The 19,349-nt window shown below is 38.2% G+C and carries 19 protein-coding genes; 11 read left to right on the forward strand and 8 right to left on the reverse strand.

Going from position 1 to position 19,349, the window contains the following annotated elements; genetic code table 11:
• Positions 1-90: 90 nt before the first annotated feature.
• Positions 91-3,492: a transcription-repair coupling factor gene (gene mfd / locus Q1K34_RS01405; protein WP_300433883.1), complete on the reverse strand. Its 3,402-nt coding sequence runs from the start codon at positions 3,490-3,492 to the stop codon at positions 91-93.
• A 136-nt stretch (positions 3,493-3,628) separates the two neighbouring features.
• Between mfd and Q1K34_RS01410 the strand changes: the two genes are divergently transcribed.
• From Q1K34_RS01410 to Q1K34_RS01420, 3 genes are read left to right on the forward strand one after another with little or no spacing between them, the layout of a single operon-like run.
• Positions 3,629-4,027 carry a DoxX family protein gene (locus tag Q1K34_RS01410; RefSeq protein WP_300433884.1) on the forward strand — a complete coding sequence of 133 codons (399 nt, stop codon included), beginning with the start codon at positions 3,629-3,631 and terminating at the stop codon, positions 4,025-4,027.
• 5 nt (positions 4,028-4,032) lie between these two features.
• The gene (locus Q1K34_RS01415; RefSeq protein WP_300433885.1) at positions 4,033-4,815 is read left to right on the forward strand and encodes an SDR family oxidoreductase; all 783 of its coding nucleotides are present in this window, start codon (positions 4,033-4,035) and stop codon (positions 4,813-4,815) included.
• Positions 4,816-4,827: 12 nt separating this feature from the next.
• Positions 4,828-6,183, forward strand: coding sequence for an NAD(P)/FAD-dependent oxidoreductase (locus Q1K34_RS01420; protein ID WP_300433886.1), 1,356 nt, complete (start codon positions 4,828-4,830; stop codon positions 6,181-6,183).
• 302 nt (positions 6,184-6,485) lie between these two features.
• On the opposite strand, the gene Q1K34_RS01425 is transcribed toward Q1K34_RS01420, so the two are convergent.
• From Q1K34_RS01425 to Q1K34_RS01450, 6 genes are all read right to left on the reverse strand, one after another.
• Positions 6,486-7,277: a tryptophan-rich sensory protein gene (locus Q1K34_RS01425; RefSeq protein ID WP_300433887.1), complete on the reverse strand. Its 792-nt coding sequence runs from the start codon at positions 7,275-7,277 to the stop codon at positions 6,486-6,488.
• A gap of 8 nt (positions 7,278-7,285) precedes the next feature.
• Entirely contained in the window at positions 7,286-7,921 is a 636-nt protein-coding gene (gene pdeM / locus Q1K34_RS01430) for a ligase-associated DNA damage response endonuclease PdeM (RefSeq protein ID WP_300433888.1), read from the reverse strand.
• The gene (locus tag Q1K34_RS01435; RefSeq protein WP_300433889.1) at positions 7,922-9,076 is read right to left on the reverse strand and encodes a methionine aminotransferase; all 1,155 of its coding nucleotides are present in this window, start codon (positions 9,074-9,076) and stop codon (positions 7,922-7,924) included.
• Positions 9,077-9,155: 79 nt separating this feature from the next.
• Positions 9,156-9,899 (reverse strand): succinate dehydrogenase/fumarate reductase iron-sulfur subunit, encoded by a 744-nt coding sequence (locus tag Q1K34_RS01440; protein WP_300433890.1) that lies wholly within the window; start codon positions 9,897-9,899, stop codon positions 9,156-9,158.
• A 69-nt stretch (positions 9,900-9,968) separates the two neighbouring features.
• Positions 9,969-11,972 (reverse strand): fumarate reductase/succinate dehydrogenase flavoprotein subunit, encoded by a 2,004-nt coding sequence (locus Q1K34_RS01445; RefSeq protein WP_300433891.1) that lies wholly within the window; start codon positions 11,970-11,972, stop codon positions 9,969-9,971.
• Positions 11,973-11,975: 3 nt separating this feature from the next.
• Positions 11,976-12,692, reverse strand: coding sequence for a succinate dehydrogenase cytochrome b subunit (locus tag Q1K34_RS01450; protein WP_300433892.1), 717 nt, complete (start codon positions 12,690-12,692; stop codon positions 11,976-11,978).
• Between the two features lie 267 nt (positions 12,693-12,959).
• Between Q1K34_RS01450 and Q1K34_RS01455 the strand changes: the two genes are divergently transcribed.
• The 6 genes from Q1K34_RS01455 to Q1K34_RS01480 all read left to right on the forward strand — a co-directional run bounded on the left by Q1K34_RS01455 (position 12,960) and on the right by Q1K34_RS01480 (position 17,326).
• Positions 12,960-13,469, forward strand: coding sequence for a DinB family protein (locus Q1K34_RS01455; protein ID WP_300433893.1), 510 nt, complete (start codon positions 12,960-12,962; stop codon positions 13,467-13,469).
• 15 nt (positions 13,470-13,484) lie between these two features.
• Positions 13,485-14,414, forward strand: coding sequence for a J domain-containing protein (locus Q1K34_RS01460; RefSeq protein ID WP_300433894.1), 930 nt, complete (start codon positions 13,485-13,487; stop codon positions 14,412-14,414).
• Entirely contained in the window at positions 14,411-14,701 is a 291-nt protein-coding gene (locus tag Q1K34_RS01465; protein WP_300433895.1) for a chaperone modulator CbpM, read from the forward strand. Before Q1K34_RS01460 ends, Q1K34_RS01465 begins: the two co-directional genes overlap by 4 nt.
• Before the next feature lie 137 nt (positions 14,702-14,838).
• Positions 14,839-16,131 carry an aminopeptidase P family protein gene (locus Q1K34_RS01470; RefSeq protein ID WP_300433896.1) on the forward strand — a complete coding sequence of 431 codons (1,293 nt, stop codon included), beginning with the start codon at positions 14,839-14,841 and terminating at the stop codon, positions 16,129-16,131.
• A gap of 91 nt (positions 16,132-16,222) precedes the next feature.
• Positions 16,223-17,002: an alpha/beta hydrolase gene (locus tag Q1K34_RS01475; RefSeq protein WP_300433897.1), complete on the forward strand. Its 780-nt coding sequence runs from the start codon at positions 16,223-16,225 to the stop codon at positions 17,000-17,002.
• A gap of 72 nt (positions 17,003-17,074) precedes the next feature.
• A complete protein-coding gene (locus Q1K34_RS01480) occupies positions 17,075-17,326 on the forward strand; it encodes a DUF1660 family phage protein (RefSeq protein ID WP_300433898.1) in 252 nt (83 codons plus the stop codon).
• On the opposite strand, the gene thiL is transcribed toward Q1K34_RS01480, so the two are convergent.
• A complete protein-coding gene (thiL, locus tag Q1K34_RS01485) occupies positions 17,323-18,378 on the reverse strand; it encodes a thiamine-phosphate kinase (RefSeq protein WP_300433899.1) in 1,056 nt (351 codons plus the stop codon). The two genes, Q1K34_RS01480 and thiL, sit on opposite strands and share 4 nt — an antisense overlap.
• A gap of 226 nt (positions 18,379-18,604) precedes the next feature.
• Between thiL and Q1K34_RS01490 the strand changes: the two genes are divergently transcribed.
• Entirely contained in the window at positions 18,605-18,934 is a 330-nt protein-coding gene (locus Q1K34_RS01490) for an iron-sulfur cluster assembly accessory protein (protein ID WP_300433900.1), read from the forward strand.
• A 37-nt stretch (positions 18,935-18,971) separates the two neighbouring features.
• Complete coding sequence (locus Q1K34_RS01495; protein WP_300433901.1) at positions 18,972-19,340, forward strand: four helix bundle protein; 369 nt, start codon at positions 18,972-18,974, stop codon at positions 19,338-19,340.
• Positions 19,341-19,349 lie beyond the last annotated feature (9 nt).

Consider the following 19,349-nt stretch of genomic DNA (forward strand, 5'->3'; position numbering starts at 1 on the left):
AAAAAAAATGCAGAAATTACTAAAAGGCTCCTTCGCTAATTTTAGGGAAGGTGTCAGCCGAAGGCGGACGGAAGGGTCAGAGCAGAAATTTTAACTAACAGCTTCCTCCTTTTTGTGTCTAAAATCCAGTGGCTGCAGCACTTTTAAAGCTTTTTCAACAGAAGTGATCCGGTCAAAAGTAAGTAGAAGTTTTAATCCCGCTCGGGTTTCCTTCTCTTTCATGGTGCAATTCTGCCGGTGTGTCTGTACATACTGGAGCACTTTAGTAAAGTTATTGGTTTGATAAAACCTGGATTTTTGATCGGAAATAAAATAACCTACCATTTTGTTCTTTTTCATGATTACTCGTTCCAAACCAATCTTGGCCGCAATCCATTTTATCCTAACCGAATTTAGCAAATCAACAGCCTGAGTGGGAAGTTCTCCAAATCTATCCACCAGATCAGCTTCAAATTTCTGAAGTTCTTCTTCAGTTTTTAGTTCGTTCAATTTGGTATAAAGATTCAATCTTTCAGTAATATTATTGATATAATCATCAGGGAAGAGCAATTCGAAATCTGTGTCTATTTGCGTTTCCTTGACAAAATCCTTTTGTTCCACATCTTCAGTTTCAGCATACAGATCGCGAAATTCATTTTCTTTTAATTCCTCAATAGCTTCATTAAGGATCTTTTGATAAGTGTCAAAACCAATATCATTGATGAACCCACTTTGCTCCCCGCCAAGTAAATCTCCTGCACCACGAATTTCAAGATCCTTCATGGCAATATTGAAACCGCTTCCGAGTTCTGAAAACTGCTCCAAAGCGGTAATACGCTTCCTGGCATCTTCGGTCATTGCGGAATATGGCGGAGTGATAAAGTAACAAAATGCTTTTTTATTACTACGGCCTACGCGCCCACGCATCTGGTGAAGATCAGACAAACCAAAATTATTGGCATTATTGATAAAGATGGTGTTGGCCTCAGAAACATCAAGTCCGCTTTCTACGATCGTGGTTGAAACCAGCACATCAAACTCACCATTGATGAAGCTTAGCATCAATTTTTCTAGTTTTTTACCTTCCATCTGTCCATGTCCCACGCCAATTTTCGCATCGGGCACCAGGCGCTGGATCATTCCGGCAACTTCCTTAATGTTTTCCACCCTGTTATGAATAAAGAACACCTGTCCTCCTCGCTGAATTTCATAAGAAATAGCATCACGAATGGTCTCTTCTGAAAACCGAATCACATGACTTTCAATAGGATATCGGTTGGGAGGGGGAGTGGTGATGGTAGATAAGTCACGAGCAGCCATAAGGCTGAATTGTAGGGTTCTGGGGATTGGAGTAGCGGTTAAGGTTAAGGTATCCACATTCTCTTTTATGGTCTTCAACTTGTCTTTTACGGCGACCCCGAATTTCTGTTCTTCATCTACGATCAACAATCCCAGATCCTTAAATTTAACCGTTTTGCTCACCAACTGGTGCGTGCCAATAATAATATCCACCTTGCCGCTTTCAAGATCTGCCAGGGTTTCTTTTCGCTCCTTTGCGGTTCTGAAACGATTCAGATAATCTACCCTTACCGGGAAATCTTTAAGCCTTTCAGAAAAAGTTCGATGATGCTGAAAAGCAAGAATGGTGGTAGGGACCAAAACTGCCACCTGTTTATTATTATCTACCGCTTTAAAAGCAGCTCTAATCGCAATTTCAGTTTTCCCGAAACCAACATCGCCGCATACAAGCCTATCCATTGGGCGCTCGTTTTCCATATCGGCTTTTACGGCTGCAGTGGCAGAACTTTGGTCAGGGGTGTCTTCGTACATAAAGGAAGCTTCCAGCTCGTGTTGCAGGTAAGAGTCAGGATCGTATTTAAAACCTTTCTCTAATCTTCTTTTCGCATATAATTTAATAAGATCATAGGCAATATGCTTAACCCGTGCTTTGGTTTTCTTCTTAAGATTCTTCCAGGCATTACTTCCCAACTTGTAGATCTTTGGTGGCTTGCCATCTTTACCATTGAATTTGGAGATCTTATGAAGCGAATGTATGCTGAGATATAAAATATCACGTTCTCCGTAAATCAGTTTGATCGCTTCCTGTTTTTTACCTTCAACATCGATCTTCTGAAGTCCGCCAAACTTCCCAATTCCGTGGTCTATATGCGTTACATAATCGCCAACTTCCAGATTTGTTAGTTCCTTCAGGGTGATTGCCTGCTTTTTGGCATAACCATTCTTTAAATTGAATTTATGATAACGTTCAAAAATCTGGTGATCTGTATAACAAACAGTTTTTAAATCTTCATCGATAAACCCCTGGAACATGGAAAAAACAGGCGTTTGATATTTTACTTCTTTCTCCTGGTCTTCAAAAATATCGTGAAAACGTTTCGCTTGCTGCTCACTTACGCAACAAATGAAATTTGTATAACCAGCTTCCTGATTTTCAATAAGATTGTCTATGAGTAATTCAAATTGCTTATTGAAGCTAGGTTGAGGTTTGGTGTGGAACTCTATTATTTTTTCAGCTTTTAAAAAAGCCTGTGTACTCAATTCTACTGCAGTATACTCCAGCAATTGTTTTTTAATAAGCTCGCCATTACTAAAAAGTTCTTTTGGTTCACTATGTTTCACATCTTCTGAAAGCTCCTTAAAGGCTTCCTCTGCTTTTTTATATAGCTTATCTGCCTGAGCTGAAAGCAGGTCAAGATTTTTAATGAAGACGATGGTTTTTTCTGAAATATACTTCAGGAAACTTTCTCGTGTCACACTGAGCGCAGTCGAAGTGTCATCAAGACGCTTGTTCTCTACGTTCGGCATTACCGAAATCTTCTTCTTTTTATCTGTAGAAAGCTGGGTTTCCACATCAAAGGTTCGGATACTGTCTATTTCGTCCCCAAAGAATTCAATTCTATAAGGTTCATCATGACTAAAGGAAAACACATCTATAATCCCTCCACGCACAGAGAATTCCCCCGGTTCTGTAACAAAATCAACTCTCTTGAACTGGTATTCAAAAAGTACTTCATTTACAAAATCTATCGAGAGTTCCTCTCCAACGGCAATTTTCAGGGTGCTTCTGTCCAGTTCCTTTCTGGTTACCACTTTCTCAAAAAGAGCATCGGGATAAGTAACGATTAAAGCAGGTTTTTTTCTGGAGTTAATCCTGTTTAGTACCTCTGCCCTTAAAAGTACATTCGCATTATCCGTTTCTTCAATCTGGTACGGTCTTCTATAACTACCGGGATAAAAAAGTACATTTTTCTCCCCAACCAATTGTTCAAGATCGTTTAAATAATAAGCAGCTTCCTCTTTATCATTAAAGATCATCAGGAAGGGCTGATCAGATTCCTTAAAAGCATCTGCCGCAACAAAGGATAGGGCAGAACCTACCAGACCTTTTAGATGAATTTTAGATTTATTTTTTTCGGAAGTGGCAATAGCATTTCGCAGTTCCTGCTGTTGCGGGGACTGTGCAAATTTCTGGGCGATAAGACTAGTACTCATTCCTGCAAATATAAATTCATACAAATTGCCTTACAACCAGTAAACTGATTTTTAACTATTAAATAGCATTACAGATTTTATCAATTTAATAACACAAGAACCGCGCAGCAATACATAACTTCCCTAAAATTAGAAGATGGATAACAAACAGCTTGCATATTTTCTGGCAAGGATCACGTTGGGAATCAATCTTTTTATTCATGGCCTCGTAAGAATTCCAAAATTGGAAGCTTTCGCGAATGGAATAATAAAAGGTTTCGAAGATAGTATGTTGCCTGAAATTTTGGTAACTCCTATTGCCTATGCTATTCCTTTTATTGAAGGAATTCTGGGTATTTTCCTGCTTTTTGGAGTGTTGGCCAGAAAAACATTAATTGGAGCCGCGATTTTCATGATTATTCTTATTGCAGGAAGCGCTTTTAAAGAAGACTGGGGCACAGTGGGCACGCAAATGCTCTATTCTTTGTATATCTTCTTTCTAATATTTTACCAGGAACATGAGTTAAGGGCTATATTCAGCAAAAAGAAAAATTAAGGATAATGGATTTAAAATTAAGAGGAAAGAAGGTTTTTATATCAGGGTCTACTAAAGGAATTGGTTTGGCCACTGCCTGGACTCTGGCAAAAGAAGGAGCAGAAGTAATAATAAACGGGCGCTCAGAAGATTCTGTAGCGAATGCACTGGAAAAACTCAAAACTGAGGTGCCAGAAGGAAATATTTCGGGTATTGCCTGTGATTTTTCTGAAAAAGAAGAAATTGATAAGCTTATCAAAGAATTGAGCAGGCTGGATATTTTAATAAATAATGTTGGCATTTTTGGACCCAAAGATTTTGGAGATATCTCTGATGAAGAATGGTTGGAGTTTTACGAAGTGAATGTGCTAAGCGGGGTAAGATTGTCACGAGCTTTTTTACCTAAAATGCTGAAACAGGACTGGGGCCGAATTATTTTTATTTCCAGTGAAAGTGGATTAAATATTCCTGTGGAAATGATCCACTACGGAATGACAAAAACAGCCCAACTGGCCATTTCAAGAGGACTTGCTGAAATGACCAAAGGTTCAAAAGTTACTGTGAACAGTGTGCTGCCAGGACCAACCTTTTCAGAGGGAGTTCAGAAAATGATTGACGCTGATAATAAGGAAGAGAAAGAAAAAGCCGAGGAAGAATTTTTTGAAGAAACCAGGCCCACCTCACTTATTCAGAGATTTGCAGACCCTCAGGAAATTGCAAATATGATCTCCTATGTAGCCAGTCCATTATCTTCGGCTACTAATGGTGCTTCTTTACGAGTGGATGGGGGTGTGGTAAAAACAATTTAATTGAATGTAACTATGGGATTTGAAGAATTTGATGTTTTTGTGATAGGAACCGGAACAGCCGGAAAAAGTGTCGCTAAAGAATGTGTTGCTGAAGGCTTAAAAGTAGCCATCGCCGATAACCGGGAATTTGGCGGTACCTGTGCAAACAGGGGATGTGATCCAAAAAAAGTTTTAGTAGGATTGACTGAAATCCTGGATCGCGCTGCAAAAATGAAAGGAAATGGGATCACAAAATTGCCTGAATTCAGCTGGAAAGATCTTATGGAATTTAAAAAATCCTTCACGAGCGCCGTACCGGCTGCTACCGAAAAAGATATGAAGCAACTTGGTATTAAAATGTATCATCAATCTCCGAAATTCCTGGATGAAAATACACTCTCGGTGGAGGGTAAAACCGTAAAAGCAAAAAAGATAGTGATCGCTACAGGGAATAAACCCCTGGAATTACCGATTCCGGGGAGAGATCTTCCAATAACAAGTGACGAATTCCTGGAGCTGGAAGAGCTGCCGGAAAGTATGATCTTTATTGGAGCCGGATATATTGGGATGGAATTTGCCCATATTGCGGCTAGATGCGGTGTAGCAGTAACGATGATAGATACTGAATCCAGGGCACTGAACAACTTTGATGAAGATATGGTGAAACATCTTCAGAGAGCTTCAGAAGAAATTGGGATCAAATTTATATTTAATGCCGCGGTGACTGAAGTTGAGAAACTTCAAACAAATTACAGGATTAGTGCGAAACAAGGGGGAAAAGAAATTGAATTAAAGGCAAAACTGGTTATAAATGCAGCCGGAAGAGTTCCCTCTATAGACGGTCTGGATCTGGAGAAGGGGAATGTGGAATATTCAAAAAAGGGAATTACCGTAAATCAACATTTGCAAAGTCCTACCAATAAAAGCGTCTATGCGTGTGGCGATGTGTCGGCGAGTGAAGGCCTTCCACTAACTCCATTGTCTTCTCAGGAAGCGCGGCTTGTAGCAGGAAATATTCTGGATAAAGACCGTGAAAAGAAAGTAGATTATCCTCCACAACCTTCCGTAGTATTTACTTTACCTAATCTGGCTTCTGTAGGTTTAAATGAGAAAGAAGCCAGAGAAAAGGGATATGATTTTACACTTGACCAAAAACTGGTGCCACAGTGGTTTAATGCTAAACGGATAAATGACGATTATTATGCCTATAAAACCTTGGTAGATAAAAAAACGGGTCTTGTTCTAGGAGCACATTTGGTAGGGCCAGATGCCGGAGAAATGATCAATATGTTTGTAATGGCAATGTGTGGTAAATTAACCTGTGAAACTTTGAAAGGAATGATATTCTCCTATCCTAGCTGGGGTAGCGACATCAAAGGGATGGTCTAAAATCTAAAATTAGCCATAGTATTTCTTAGTAAAAGTTACTTGTTTTCTATTAAAGAAATCAGACCGTTTCGCTTTTAGATATAAGAAGTTAAACGGGAACTTAACTAACTGATAACAAAGTATTTTTAAACTGTGTTCTTCAAAGAATACCACAATTTGAAAATTTGTAAAAAAGGTTATAAATAGTAAGTAACTTTAAACTATAAAATACTGGGTTGAGGGTCGTTCCTTAAAATTTTATAGGGTACTACCGAATAAAAAGCTGAAAAAAAGACAATCGTCTGAGGCAATTCTTCCTTTTTCTAATTCCCAGCAAGCATTTTGTACATAGGGTTAGACTTCCGGTTTACAAAACCATGATAAGCTATATTCAGAAATAATAGAATTCCCCCGGCGAGTGCTGTTGCAGCGACTAATTCTTCAGTTCCCTGGTGCCTTATATAAATAGCTACTAATGCCCAAACGCCAACCGCTGCAAATTCCCGCATATTTCTCAAATAGATCATCAAAAGGTTAATGATTACAGCTACGCTTATCATTATTACGGTCCATTCTGCTTCAGAAAAAATAGCACCGTCCCATCCAATTTCAGTAAGCCAGGCGGCCATATTTGCAATACTTGCAACTGTTATCCATCCGGAATACAGGCAAATGGGCCACCAGTAGAACAGGATAATTTTGAAGGGTGCATCCCATATCTCCATTTCATTATTTATAATAAGCTTTAAGAGCTTGGCCAGAATCAGAAACATCAAAACGACGGACATTCCCGTTAAATCATATAACCAGGCGATGGTCCATAAACCAGTTCCCAGATTCGCTACGATAAACCAAATGGAAGTATTTTTTATGAAATTAGTGTATTTCCCATTTGAAAATGCCTGCTGAATCATAAAGCCTGAACATAGCAGAAGACTAAAATAAATAAGGCCCCAGATAGAAAATGCATAATCTGCAGGGGTAAATAAATTAGAATATTTATCGCTCATCTCACCAATGGTGGTATTGTTGATCCTTCCTGTTTGTGCATAAAAGTTCAGGGCGATATTCAGAATAACAGAAAGAAAATTTAGAACGGCCAGTTTTTTTATCATGGGGCAGGTTAATTTATTGGGATCACTTCTTTGCCAGTAATGGCGAAAATGCGATCTCCGTTTTCCGGGCGCATAAAATAATTTCCTGTAAACTCTCCAAAAGCGGGAAGGATCATCTGATTTTTATTTTGAAAAAAGCAAGATAGCTTTATTAATTGCCTGCCATGGCCTCTCATCTTAAAGCCTGGATGTATATGTCCGCAAATATTAAAATAATGCTCTGTAGGTTCTGGATGATGGCTTAAATGAAAACCTTCCAGTTTTACCTCTGAAAAAACTTTAATGCCTAGTTCTTCATACTTTAGCGGGGAAATAATATCATGATTGCCGGCAATGAGGTACACCTGATTGTCTATGCTTCCAATCCATTCTTCAAACATATTCCATTCTAAATTGAGCGAGCTATGAAAAAGATCTCCGAGAAATACAATATGTTCGGGATCAAACTCTTTTCTTAGCTGATCAAGTTTTAAAAAATTTTGAGAAATAGCATTTAAGGGAACAGCGCTACCGTGTTTTCGAAAATGGGATACTTTACCAAGATGGACATCTGCTACCAGAAGAACCTCCTGTTCTGGCCAGTAAACAGCCCCGAATGGATGTAAAACAAAATCCTGACTATGGATTTTAATATTAAAATTCATCTATAATTTGCAAAGTATTTCTGCCGCCTTCTCCAAAGTGTCATCTGTTTTAGCAAAACAGAATCTTAATTGGCTGTTATCCTTTTCATTAATATTGAAAACCGAAACCGGAATTGAGGCTAAACCATGTTTCTTTACTAATTTCTCTGCGAAATGTACATCATTTTCATCAGTTATCCGGGAAAAATTTAAAAGCTGATAATAAGTTCCTTTTGAAGGAGTAAAGGTGAATTTCGAATCTTTGATGAAATTTAGAAAAAGATCCCTTTTCGTCTGATAGAAATTAGAAAGATCTAAATAATGAGCCGGAGTTTGTAAGTATTCTGCATAGGCTCTTTGCATAGGGTGGTTCACTGAAAAAACCGTAAGCTGGTGAATTTTTCTAATTTCTTTCATCAAATTTTTGGGAGCAACACAATAGCCTGTTTTCCAGCCGGTGTTGTGAAAGGTTTTACCGAAAGAGGCGCAAACAACAGACTTTTCAGATAAGTCTGTAAATTTAGAAGCGCTTTGATGTTTTTCGCTGTCAAAAATTAAATGCTCATAAACTTCATCACTTAACAGGATGATATTAGTATTTTTCAGAATCTCCTGAAGCTGAAGCATATCTTTTTCAGATAAAACAGTACCGGTAGGATTATGGGGTGTATTAATGATAATCATTTTCGTCTTTGAAGTAATTGCAGATTTTACCTCATCCCAGTCCACCCTATAATTTTCTCCTTTTAACTGAATCTGCACAGGAATCCCGCCGTTAAGTTTCACCGTAGGTTCATAAGTGTCATATGCCGGTTTTAGAACAATGACTTCATCACCTTTTTGAACAAAAGCAGTTATGGCACAATACAAAGCTTCCGTGGCGCCGGAAGTAATCGTAATTTCAGAATTGGCATCATACTTTTTGTTGTATAGTGTTTTAATCTTTTTTACGATCTCTTCCCGCAAAGTCTGAACGCCTGAATCTGGCGGATATTGATTGTACCCATCTTTCATTGCCTGGAAAACGAGGTCCTTTAACTTTTGATCTGTTTCAAAATTCGGAAAACCCTGCGATAAATTGATGGCTCCATGATCATTAGCCATTTTACTCATTACTGAAAATATACTGGTTTTTGTACCAGGGAGTTTGGAGTTAATATCAAAATTTCCAGTCATAGTTCATTTTTTAAATAAAATGCATAAAAAAACCCGAACTACAAAGTCCGGGCTCTTCTATATTTAAATCAAAGGCTATTTATTTTACGCTTGCCTTTAGATATTCCCTGTTCATCCTGGCGATGTTCTCTAAAGAAATGCCTTTAGGACATTCAATTTCACAGGCTCCGGTGTTGGTACAGTTACCAAATCCTTCTTTATCCATTTGCTCTACCATTTGTAAAACCCTGCGGTCTGCTTCAACTTCCCCTTGCGGAAGAAGTGCAAACTGGCTTACTTTTGCTGAAGTGAACAACATTGCACTGGCATTTTTACAAGCGGCAACACAAGCTCCACAACCAATACAGGTAGCGGCATAAAATGACATATCTGCACTTTCCTTATCTACCGGAATTGAGTTCGCATCTATTGTATTTCCAGAAGTATTTACCGAAACGTAACCACCTGCCTGCTGAATACGGTCAAAAGAACTACGATCAACCACAAGATCTTTTATAAGCGGAAACGCTTTTGCGCGGAAAGGTTCGATAGTAATAGTATCACCATCTTTAAACTTCCTCATGTGAAGCTGGCAGGTTGCCACTCCGCGATCTGGCCCGTGAGGTTCCCCGTTTATCTGAAGGCTACAAGAACCGCAAATCCCTTCACGGCAATCATGGTCAAAAGCTACGGGCTCATCTCCTTTATCGATTAGCTGTTCATTAAGAACATCCATCATTTCAAGAAAAGACATATCTTCAGAAATATCTGAAACCTGGTAGGTTACAACTTTTCCTTTTGTGTCGGCGTTTTTCTGGCGCCATATTTTTAGTGTAAGGTTCATATTTTCAATTTGAAAATCTGAGAATTTGAAAACTAGTCAATTAAATAAACGAATTTTCAAATTTTCAAATTATTTATAACTCCTTGTTTTTACCTGGATATTTTCATAATCTAAATCTTCTTTATGTAAGATAGCATCAGCAGGATTACCAGTGTATTCCCAGGCCGCTACATACATAAAGTTCTCATCATCACGCATTGCTTCCCCTTCTTCGGTTTGATATTCTTCTCTAAAGTGACCCCCACAGGATTCTTCTCTATGCAAAGCATCTTTAGCGAATAATTCGCCAAGCTCAAGAAAATCTGCCACACGGCCTGCTTTTTCAAGCTCTGCGTTCATTTCCATCGTATTTCCGGGAACTTTAACCTCTTTCCAGAACTCTTCCCTGAGTTCTTTAATTTCGGTGATAGCTTCTTTGAGACCAGTAGCATTTCTGGCCATTCCAACTTTGTTCCACATGATCTTTCCAAGGATCTTATGGAAATGATCTACAGATTTGGTTCCCTTATTGTTTACTAGTTTTTCCAGTCTTTCCCTAACTTCAGTCTCAGCTGCATCAAATTCAGCAGAATCTGTGGGGATCGCCCCGGTTCTAATATCGTTGGATAAATAATCTCCTATAGTGTATGGCAGTACGAAATATCCATCGGCAAGACCCTGCATTAAAGCAGATGCACCAAGTCTGTTTGCCCCGTGATCAGAAAAGTTGGCTTCTCCAATCGCATAACAGCCAGGAATCGTAGTTTGAAGGTTATAATCTACCCATACCCCACCCATGGTATAGTGTACGGCCGGATAGATCATCATTGGAGTCTCGTATGGGTTTTGGTCTACGATCTTCTCATACATCTGGAATAAGTTACCATATTTGGCTTCTACAACCTGTTTTCCTAATTGTTTTATTCTGGCATCTGAAGGATTGTCTATCTTTTGGGTAGTTGCAGCTTCCTTACCATACCTCATAATTGCTGAACTAAAATCAAGGTAAACTGCTTCCCCGGTTTTATTTACCCCAAAACCTGCATCGCAACGTTCTTTTGCTGCCCTGGAAGCAACATCACGAGGCACAAGGTTACCAAAAGCAGGATATCTTCTCTCGAGGTAGTAATCCCTTTCTTCTTCAGAAAGCTCTGTTGGTTTTTTCTTTCCGGCTCTAATTGCTTCCGCATCTTCTTTTTTCTTCGGAACCCAAATTCTACCATCATTACGAAGTGATTCAGACATCAAAGTCAGTTTAGACTGGTGATCTCCTGAAACCGGAATACAGGTAGGGTGTATTTGAGTGAAACATGGGTTAGCGAAATAAGCTCCCTTTTTATGTATTTTCCAGCTTGCCGTAACATTACTTCCCATAGCGTTGGTGGAAAGGAAAAATACATTTCCATATCCTCCTGAAGCAACTACTACAGCGTGTGCTGAATGTCTTTCTAATTCTCCTGTAACCAGGTTTCTTGCGATTATTCCCCGGGCTTTCCCATCAACCTTAACGATATCTAGCATTTCATGCCTGTTGTAAGCTTTGATTTTTCCTCGGTTTATCTGGCGGTTCATCGCTGAATATGCTCCAAGCAATAATTGTTGGCCTGTTTGTCCTTTCGCGTAGAAGGTTCTTGAAACAAGAACACCTCCAAAAGAACGGTTATCTAAAAGACCACCGTATTCACGGGCAAATGGAACTCCCTGTGCCACACACTGGTCAATTATATTCCCGGAAACCTGCGCAAGTCTGTAAACATTCGACTCTCTGGAGCGATAATCTCCTCCTTTTACGGTATCATAGAAAAGGCGGTAAATAGAATCACCATCTCCCTGATAGTTCTTTGCAGCATTAATTCCTCCCTGGGCTGCAATGGAGTGAGCCCTTCGCGGAGAATCCTGATAACAAAATGTTTTTACGTTATAACCCAGTTCTGCCAGGGTTGCCGCGGCACTACCGCCGGCTAGCCCCGTTCCAACTACAATAACATCAATATTACGTTTGTTGGCAGGATTTACCAGGTCTATTGCATTTTTATGATTGGTCCACTTTTCTGCCAATGGGCCTTTAGGTGTATTAGATTCAAATATTCCCATAGCTTAAATTTTTTCTAGTATAAAGTAAATGTAAAATGGGATAACCGCGAATGCAAGGGGAACCAGGATCGCAAAAGCATAACCCAACTTCCTTATAAACCCATTATATTTAGGATGATTAACGCCTAAAGATTGGAAACCGCTTGAAAATCCATGATACAGGTGAAAACCAATTGCAAGCATGGAAAACCCATAAATAATAGCCCAAATTAATCCGTATTGAGGATCCTGGAAGGTTTGAATAGTAAGTGTGTAAAGGTCGGTGACTTCCTGATCATTAGCGGTAGTGTAAAGAGAATCATCCAGAGATCCAAATTTTAGCTGTCCCCAAAACTGGTATAAATGAACCGCGATAAAAGCAAGAATAATAGTTCCAAGCACTCCCATGTTTCGCGATGCCCAAATAGTATTGGTGGAAGGTTTAAAGCTAACATAGCCCTGAGGTCTGGCCCGTCGATTGGTAATTGTTAACCATATACCGTCAATAGCATGAAAAAGAATACTAATATAAGTAAGATACGACAGTATCTTAACGGCAGGATTGGTGGCCATAAATAGGGCATATTCATTGAATTGATCCCTGGCACCTTCACTTACGGGAATTAATAATTGTAGATTTCCTAAAAGGTGACCTATTAAAAACAGACACAGAAAAAGGCCTGTGAAAGCCATCCAGTATTTTTTTGCCAATGATGACTTTAAAAGCGCAGATTTCGCCATAAACGTGTTGAATTATTTAGATAAAGTGGAGCAAAAATACGCTTCATTCTAATTTTTAACAAACTTTGACGGGCTTTTTACGGTCTATTTAGAACTAATTTAAAATAGTTTATCAATTGTTGAGGCTTTGAATGACAGAGCCTTGCAGATTAGACTTTTAAACGGTTCTTAAAAGGAGTTGTATAGATGGTAACTTCTGTTTTTGGCAAAAGCTTAACTGAGCAAAAAAGTCAAATTTTGTAATTTCCTATTTCATTTATCCCTGAAATGAAGAAAAGAACAAATGAATTGGTAAGAGCACTTTCAGAAACTTTTGAAGGGGAACCATGGTATGGAGACTCGGTGATGCGGAAATTAGAAAATGTACCTTATATAATAGGTTTCAAAACCTGCAATCCGGAATCTCATAGCGTGGCTCAAATAGTGGGGCACTTAATTTCCTGGAAAACCTTCGCTATTGAAAAGCTGAGAAATAATACTAATTATGATATCGATATAGATACCAGAAAAGACTGGCCCAATGTAGAGGTTCATTCTCAACAGGAGTGGGAAGAATTGAAAAGGAAATTAGTGGCCGCTCAATCTGAAATCTATGAACTTATAGATGAAAAAAAAGACGATTCCTTTTTGAACGAAAAAGTAAGCGGAAAAAATTATGATTTTAGCCATTTATTAACTGGAATCATGCAGCATGATATTTACCATATAGGACAGATAGGTTTAATAGAAAGCCAGCTAAAGAAGAAAGAAACAGATTCAGGTGTTTTTAGAATTTAAAAACAGAATTATTAAATGGACTTTATAGACTACTACAAATTGTTGGAGCTGGATAAATCTGCTACGAAATCTGATATTAAAAAGGCCTACAGGCGGTTGGCACGAAAATATCATCCCGATCTCAATCCAAACGATAAAGAAGCGCAGGCAAGGTTTCAGCAAATAAATGAAGCCCATGAGGTATTGAGTGATCCTGAAAAGCGGAAAAAATATGATGAATATGGCAAAGACTGGAAGCATGCCGATCAATTTGAAGAAGCGAGGAAACAACAGGCAGCTTCAGGCGGATTTGGCGGTGGTTTTGGAGGTAGAGCTCAGAGTGGGCAATCTTATTCATATTCAGGAAATTTTGAAGATGACACTTTTTCTGACTTCTTCGAGCAAATGTTTGGAGGCAGAGCAAGAGCTGAAGGCGCACATCGCGGAGGACGTTTTAAGGGGCAGGATTTTAATGCCGAACTTCAATTACGCTTAAGTGAAATTTATGAAAGCCGAAAGCATACTATTACAGTAAATGGTAAAAATATAAGGCTTACTATACCTGCCGGAGTTGAAAATGGGCAAACCATAAAAATCAAAGGCCATGGAGGCGCCGGAGTACAGGGAGGGCCTAATGGAGATCTTTATATCACCTTTAATATTCTCAATGATACCTCGTTCAGGAGAGAAAAAGAGCATCTTTATTCAACAGAAGAGATTAGTCTTAGCACAGCAGCTTTAGGTGGGGAAATACAGGTTAGGACTTTTGATGGGGAAGTAAAATTGAAGGTAAAGCCAGGTACGCAAAACGATAGCAGAGTGAAATTGAAAGGCAAAGGTTTCCCTAAGTATAAAAAAGAAAATCAGTTTGGAGATCTTTATATTAACTATAAAGTGAAAGTGCCGGAAAATTTAACCGATAGGCAAAAGGAATTATTTCAGGAACTTAAAAAAACGGGAATATGAAAAATGAAGATCTCATTCCTGCAGAAGAAATTTGTATGCATTATGAAGTAGAGCGACAATTTGTAAGTTCACTTTATGAAAGCGGAATTATAGAAATTATAACCATTCAGGAAACTGAATATATTCACTGTGATCATCTGGCGAATCTGGAAAGGATGATGCGGTTGCACCAGGATCTGGATATAAGTCTTGAAGGTCTGGAAGCTATAAATCATCTGCTGGAAAAAATTGGTGAACTACAAAAAGAAAATATGGGATTAAAGAATCGTTTAAATCTTTACGAATAATTAATGATATACAATTTTTCTTGTTTCCATATTTCATAAGACGTATTCGTATATTCGGGATCCTGTAAAATTTTAATCCCTTTTTTAGCATTTGCGTTTAATTCCTTTAATTTTGAAGAAATTGAAATGAATTATATATGAAATATGACAGAATAGACTCGAAACTCTTTATAAAAAACCGTAAAAACTTCATGGAAAAGATGAAGCCGAAAAGTCTGGCGGTTTTTAATTCGAATGATATTTATCCTATTGGTGCAGATAGCACCATGCCTTTCCAGCAAAATCGTGATATATTTTATTTAAGTGGTGTGGATCAGGATGAAAGTATCCTGGTATTATTTCCTGATGCTCCTGAAGAAAAGCATCGCGAGATCCTTTTTTTAACCGAAACCAATGAGCATATTGCCGTTTGGGAAGGCGCTAAACTTACTAAAGATAATGCTTTTGAAGTAAGTGGAATCAAAACCGTTTACTGGATGAAAGATTTCGAAAAGATCTTTTTTGAGGTAATGACGCAGTGTGATACAGTATATTTTAATACGAATGAGCATTACAGGGCGAATCATCAAACCGAAACCAGGGATGATCGTTTTATAAAATGGTGTAAGGAGAAATATCCTGCTCACCAGGTGGCCAAAGCAAACCCCATTTTGCAGAGATTACGTTCGGTAAAAGATCCTCTAGAACTGGAACTTATGCAAAAAGCCTGTGATATTACTGAGAAAGCTTTTCGAAGAACTTTAAAATTCGTCAAACCGGGAGTGTGGGAATACGAAATTGAAGCGGAGTACTATCACGAAATGATAAGAAACAGGTCTAAAGGTTTTGCATATACCCCCATTATCGCCAGTGGTAATAATGCGAACGTGCTACATTATATTGAGAACAGACACCAATGTAAAGAGGGAGATCTTATTCTTCTGGATACTGGAGCGGAGTATGCGAACTATTCCAGTGACCTAAGTAGAACAATTCCTGTTTCAGGAAGGTATTCAGATAGGCAAAAACAAGTTTATAATGCCGTGAACAAGGTAAAAAAGGATGCTACCAAAATGTTGGTTCCTGGCACTATGTGGAAAGAGTATCATGTTGAGGTTGGTAAAATGATGACTTCAGAATTGTTGGATCTGGGATTACTGGACAAGGCAGATGTTCAGAATGAGGATCCAGACTGGCCTGCTTATAAGAAATATTTTATGCATGGAACTTCGCACCATATAGGATTGGATACACACGATTATGGTATTCTCACGGAACCTATGAGGGCAAACCAGGTATTTACCGTGGAGCCCGGAATTTATCTACCCGATGAAGGTTTTGGAATTCGCCTGGAAGATGATGTGGTAATTCAGGAAAAAGGCGATCCCTTTAATTTAATGAGAAATATTCCTATTGAAATTGAGGAGATAGAGGATATAATGAATTCCTAGTTCTTAGCTTTTTAAGGATAATTAAAACAATAACATTAACCGCGAATTCCTGAATTTCTATTCTGGGTTCGCGGTTTTTTTAATTTTTAGAATGAGTGAAATAATTTTTAAAGGATCGAGGATTCATTTCAGCGTTGAAGGTCAGGGTGAGAAAATGCCCCTGGTGCTTCTGCATGGCTTTTTGGAAGATTCCAGCATATGGGAGCCTATTGTTAAAGAACTCCAAAAAGAACGGCAGATTATTTGCATTGATTTGCCTGGTCATGGAAAGTCTGAAGGGCTGGCCAAAGAACATAATATGCGGCTCATGGCGGAGGTGGTTCGGGAAGTGTTGAAAGCACTAGAGACCCAGGATATTAGTATCGCGGGACATAGTATGGGCGGTTATGTAAGTTTGGAATTCCTTAAAAATTTTCCTATGATGGTAAAGAGCATTATGTTGATTAATTCAACACCGATTGATGATACTGTGGAAAGACGTAAAATTCGTGAAAGATCTGTTAAACTGGTAGGAAAGAATAAAGAGGCGTATATAAGTATGGCTATTACTAATTTGTTCCCGAAGGAGAGCAAAGAGAATTTTGCTAAAGAAATTGAAAATTTGGAATCCCGGGCGATAAAGATGAATACAGAGAATGTGCAGGCTGCTCTAATTGGTATGAAGAACCGGATGGATTATTCTGAAATATTGAAAAATTTTTCCGGACAGAAGATTATTGCGGCTGGAGAACAGGATCCAATGATAGAGATTTCCCAGATCGAGCAAATTTCCACATTGTGTAATTGTGAGTTTTACATCATGAAAAACGGGCATAATTCTTATATAGAAGATATGAACAGTTTAAGAACAATTAAGCATTTCATCGATTAATCAACGCATTTTGTCGAATTATTAACTTTTTATTATATTTTAGTAAACTAGAAACCAGAAATTTAACCTTATATGAAAAAATTGACCCCTACTTTATTTTCATTTGCAAAGGTTTATTGCAATCTTTTCGGCCATAAATTAAGAGTGTCTAAAAACATTACCAATCACGTACATGAGTATACCTGCAAAAAATGTGGGATGGAAATGACAGATACTGCAGATGGGCTATTAGCCAGATTAACTCCGAGATTCAAAGAAACTAACAGGTACCTTGCCAAAATTCACGAGAAGCGAAAAAGGGTATTTTTCGCAAAGGCTTCTTAGTCTTTTTTATTCTCCATCGAATTCCAGCCTCTTGCAATCAAAGGTAATTTTTGATTGGCTCGGGTCACCAGGTGCATACCTTCACTTTCTTGGGTCATGTGGCCAATCACCGTTAAGTGCGGATTTCCCTTTATTTTATCGTAATCTTCCTGTGCGATTGTAAAAAGCAGCTCATAGTCTTCCCCACCGCTTAGTGCGATCATGGTGCTATCTATTTCAAATTCTTCACAAACTGAAATTACCGCAGGATCTAACGGAATTTTCTCTTCATACAGGTTAGCGCCCAATTTAGAGTTTTTACAAAGATGGATCACTTCAGAAGAAAGTCCGTCGCTAATATCTATCATGGAGGTTGGAAGTACTCCCAGATCTTTTAAAAGTGGCGGAATGTCTTTTCTGGCTTCTGGCTTCAATTGCCTTTCAATCAAATAGGTGTATTGATCGAGATCTGGTTGGGAATTTGGATTCGCTTTAAAAACTTCTTTTTCCCGTTCCAATACCTGTAAACCCATGTATGCAGCTCCAAGATCACCTGTCACTACCAAAAGATCGTTTGCTTTAGCTCCGTTACGGTAAACAATTTCTTCTTTTTCAGCAATTCCCAACGCTGTAATACTAATCAGCAATCCGGAAGTAGAGGAAGTGGTATCCCCACCAATAACATCCACATTGTATATTTTAGAAGCCAGCTGAATTCCAGCATATAGTTCTTCCAGCGCTTCTACCGGAAAACGGTTCGAAACGGCTATGGAAACCGTGATTTGAGTGGCTTTTCCATTCATGGCGTAAACGTCTGAAAGGTTTACCATAACGGCTTTATATCCCAAATGCTTTAAAGGCATATACGCCAAGTCAAAATGAACGCCTTCTACGAGCAAATCTGTGGTAATTATGCTCTGCTTGTTTTTAAAATCCAGAACTGCAGCATCGTCACCAATCGCTTTAATGGTGGAATCTAACTTTGGTTTAAAATTCTTAGTTAAGTGATCTATTAAACCAAATTCACCTAATTCTGAAAGGTTTGTCTTATTTTCCTGACTATTTTCAAACATGCAATTGAATTTTAAAATACAAAAGTACGATTATAAAATTCAATGAAGAAAATGAAGTTAAAGCATTGCTGGTGGAATTAGGAGTCTTTTAAATAGGGGAAAATTAGGTTATAAATTCTAATTGAAGACCTCTATAATTCAATTCTTAAAACATATGCTTAGTCTATGGTAAAACACATGCATTGTAGTATATTTGTGCACAATTTAGAATTAATCTTTATAGGTTATGATTAAAGTTAGCGAAGAGGCTAAAAGAAAAATTTCCACATTGATGTCTGAAGAAGGTTTTAACCCAGTTGCAGACTATGTTCGCGTAGGTGTGAAGAGTGGAGGTTGTTCTGGTTTATCTTACGAATTAAATTTTGATAAAAGCCAGGAGGAAGGTGATAAGATTTTTGAAGACAATGATGTTAAGATCGTTGTGGATAAGCGTAGTGTTCTGTATTTAGCAGGAACTATCCTTGAATATTCAGGAGGATTAAATGGCAAAGGATTTGTATTTAATAATCCTAATGCTCAAAGAACCTGCGGTTGCGGGGAGAGTTTTTCATTGTAAAGTGAAAAAGTTTAAAGTGCGAAAGTTCATAATGTAGATGTCGAAATTTAGTTCTTTTGAAGAAATTAAAGCATGGCAAAAGGCTAGAGAATTAAATTCTGAAATCTATGAAATTAGTAACGATGGTCTGTTCAAAACAGATTTTGATTTAAAAAGTCAAATAAGAAGATCCAGTATTTCAATCTCTTCAAATATTGCTGAAGGATTTGAAAGAGGGACGATAAAAGAATTTATTCGTTTTTTATATATAGCAAAAGCTTCGGCTGGCGAATTTAGATCTCAGCTATATTTAGCCTACGATTTAAGATATATAAAGGATGAGAATTTTGAAAGGTTGAACTCCAGGGTGAGTGATATTTCGAAAATGATAAGTGGATTGATAAAATATTTAAATACCACTTTATAGCGTTCAACT

It is taken from the genome of Christiangramia sp., from assembly GCF_029937855.1.
GTDB lineage: Bacteria > Bacteroidota > Bacteroidia > Flavobacteriales > Flavobacteriaceae > Christiangramia.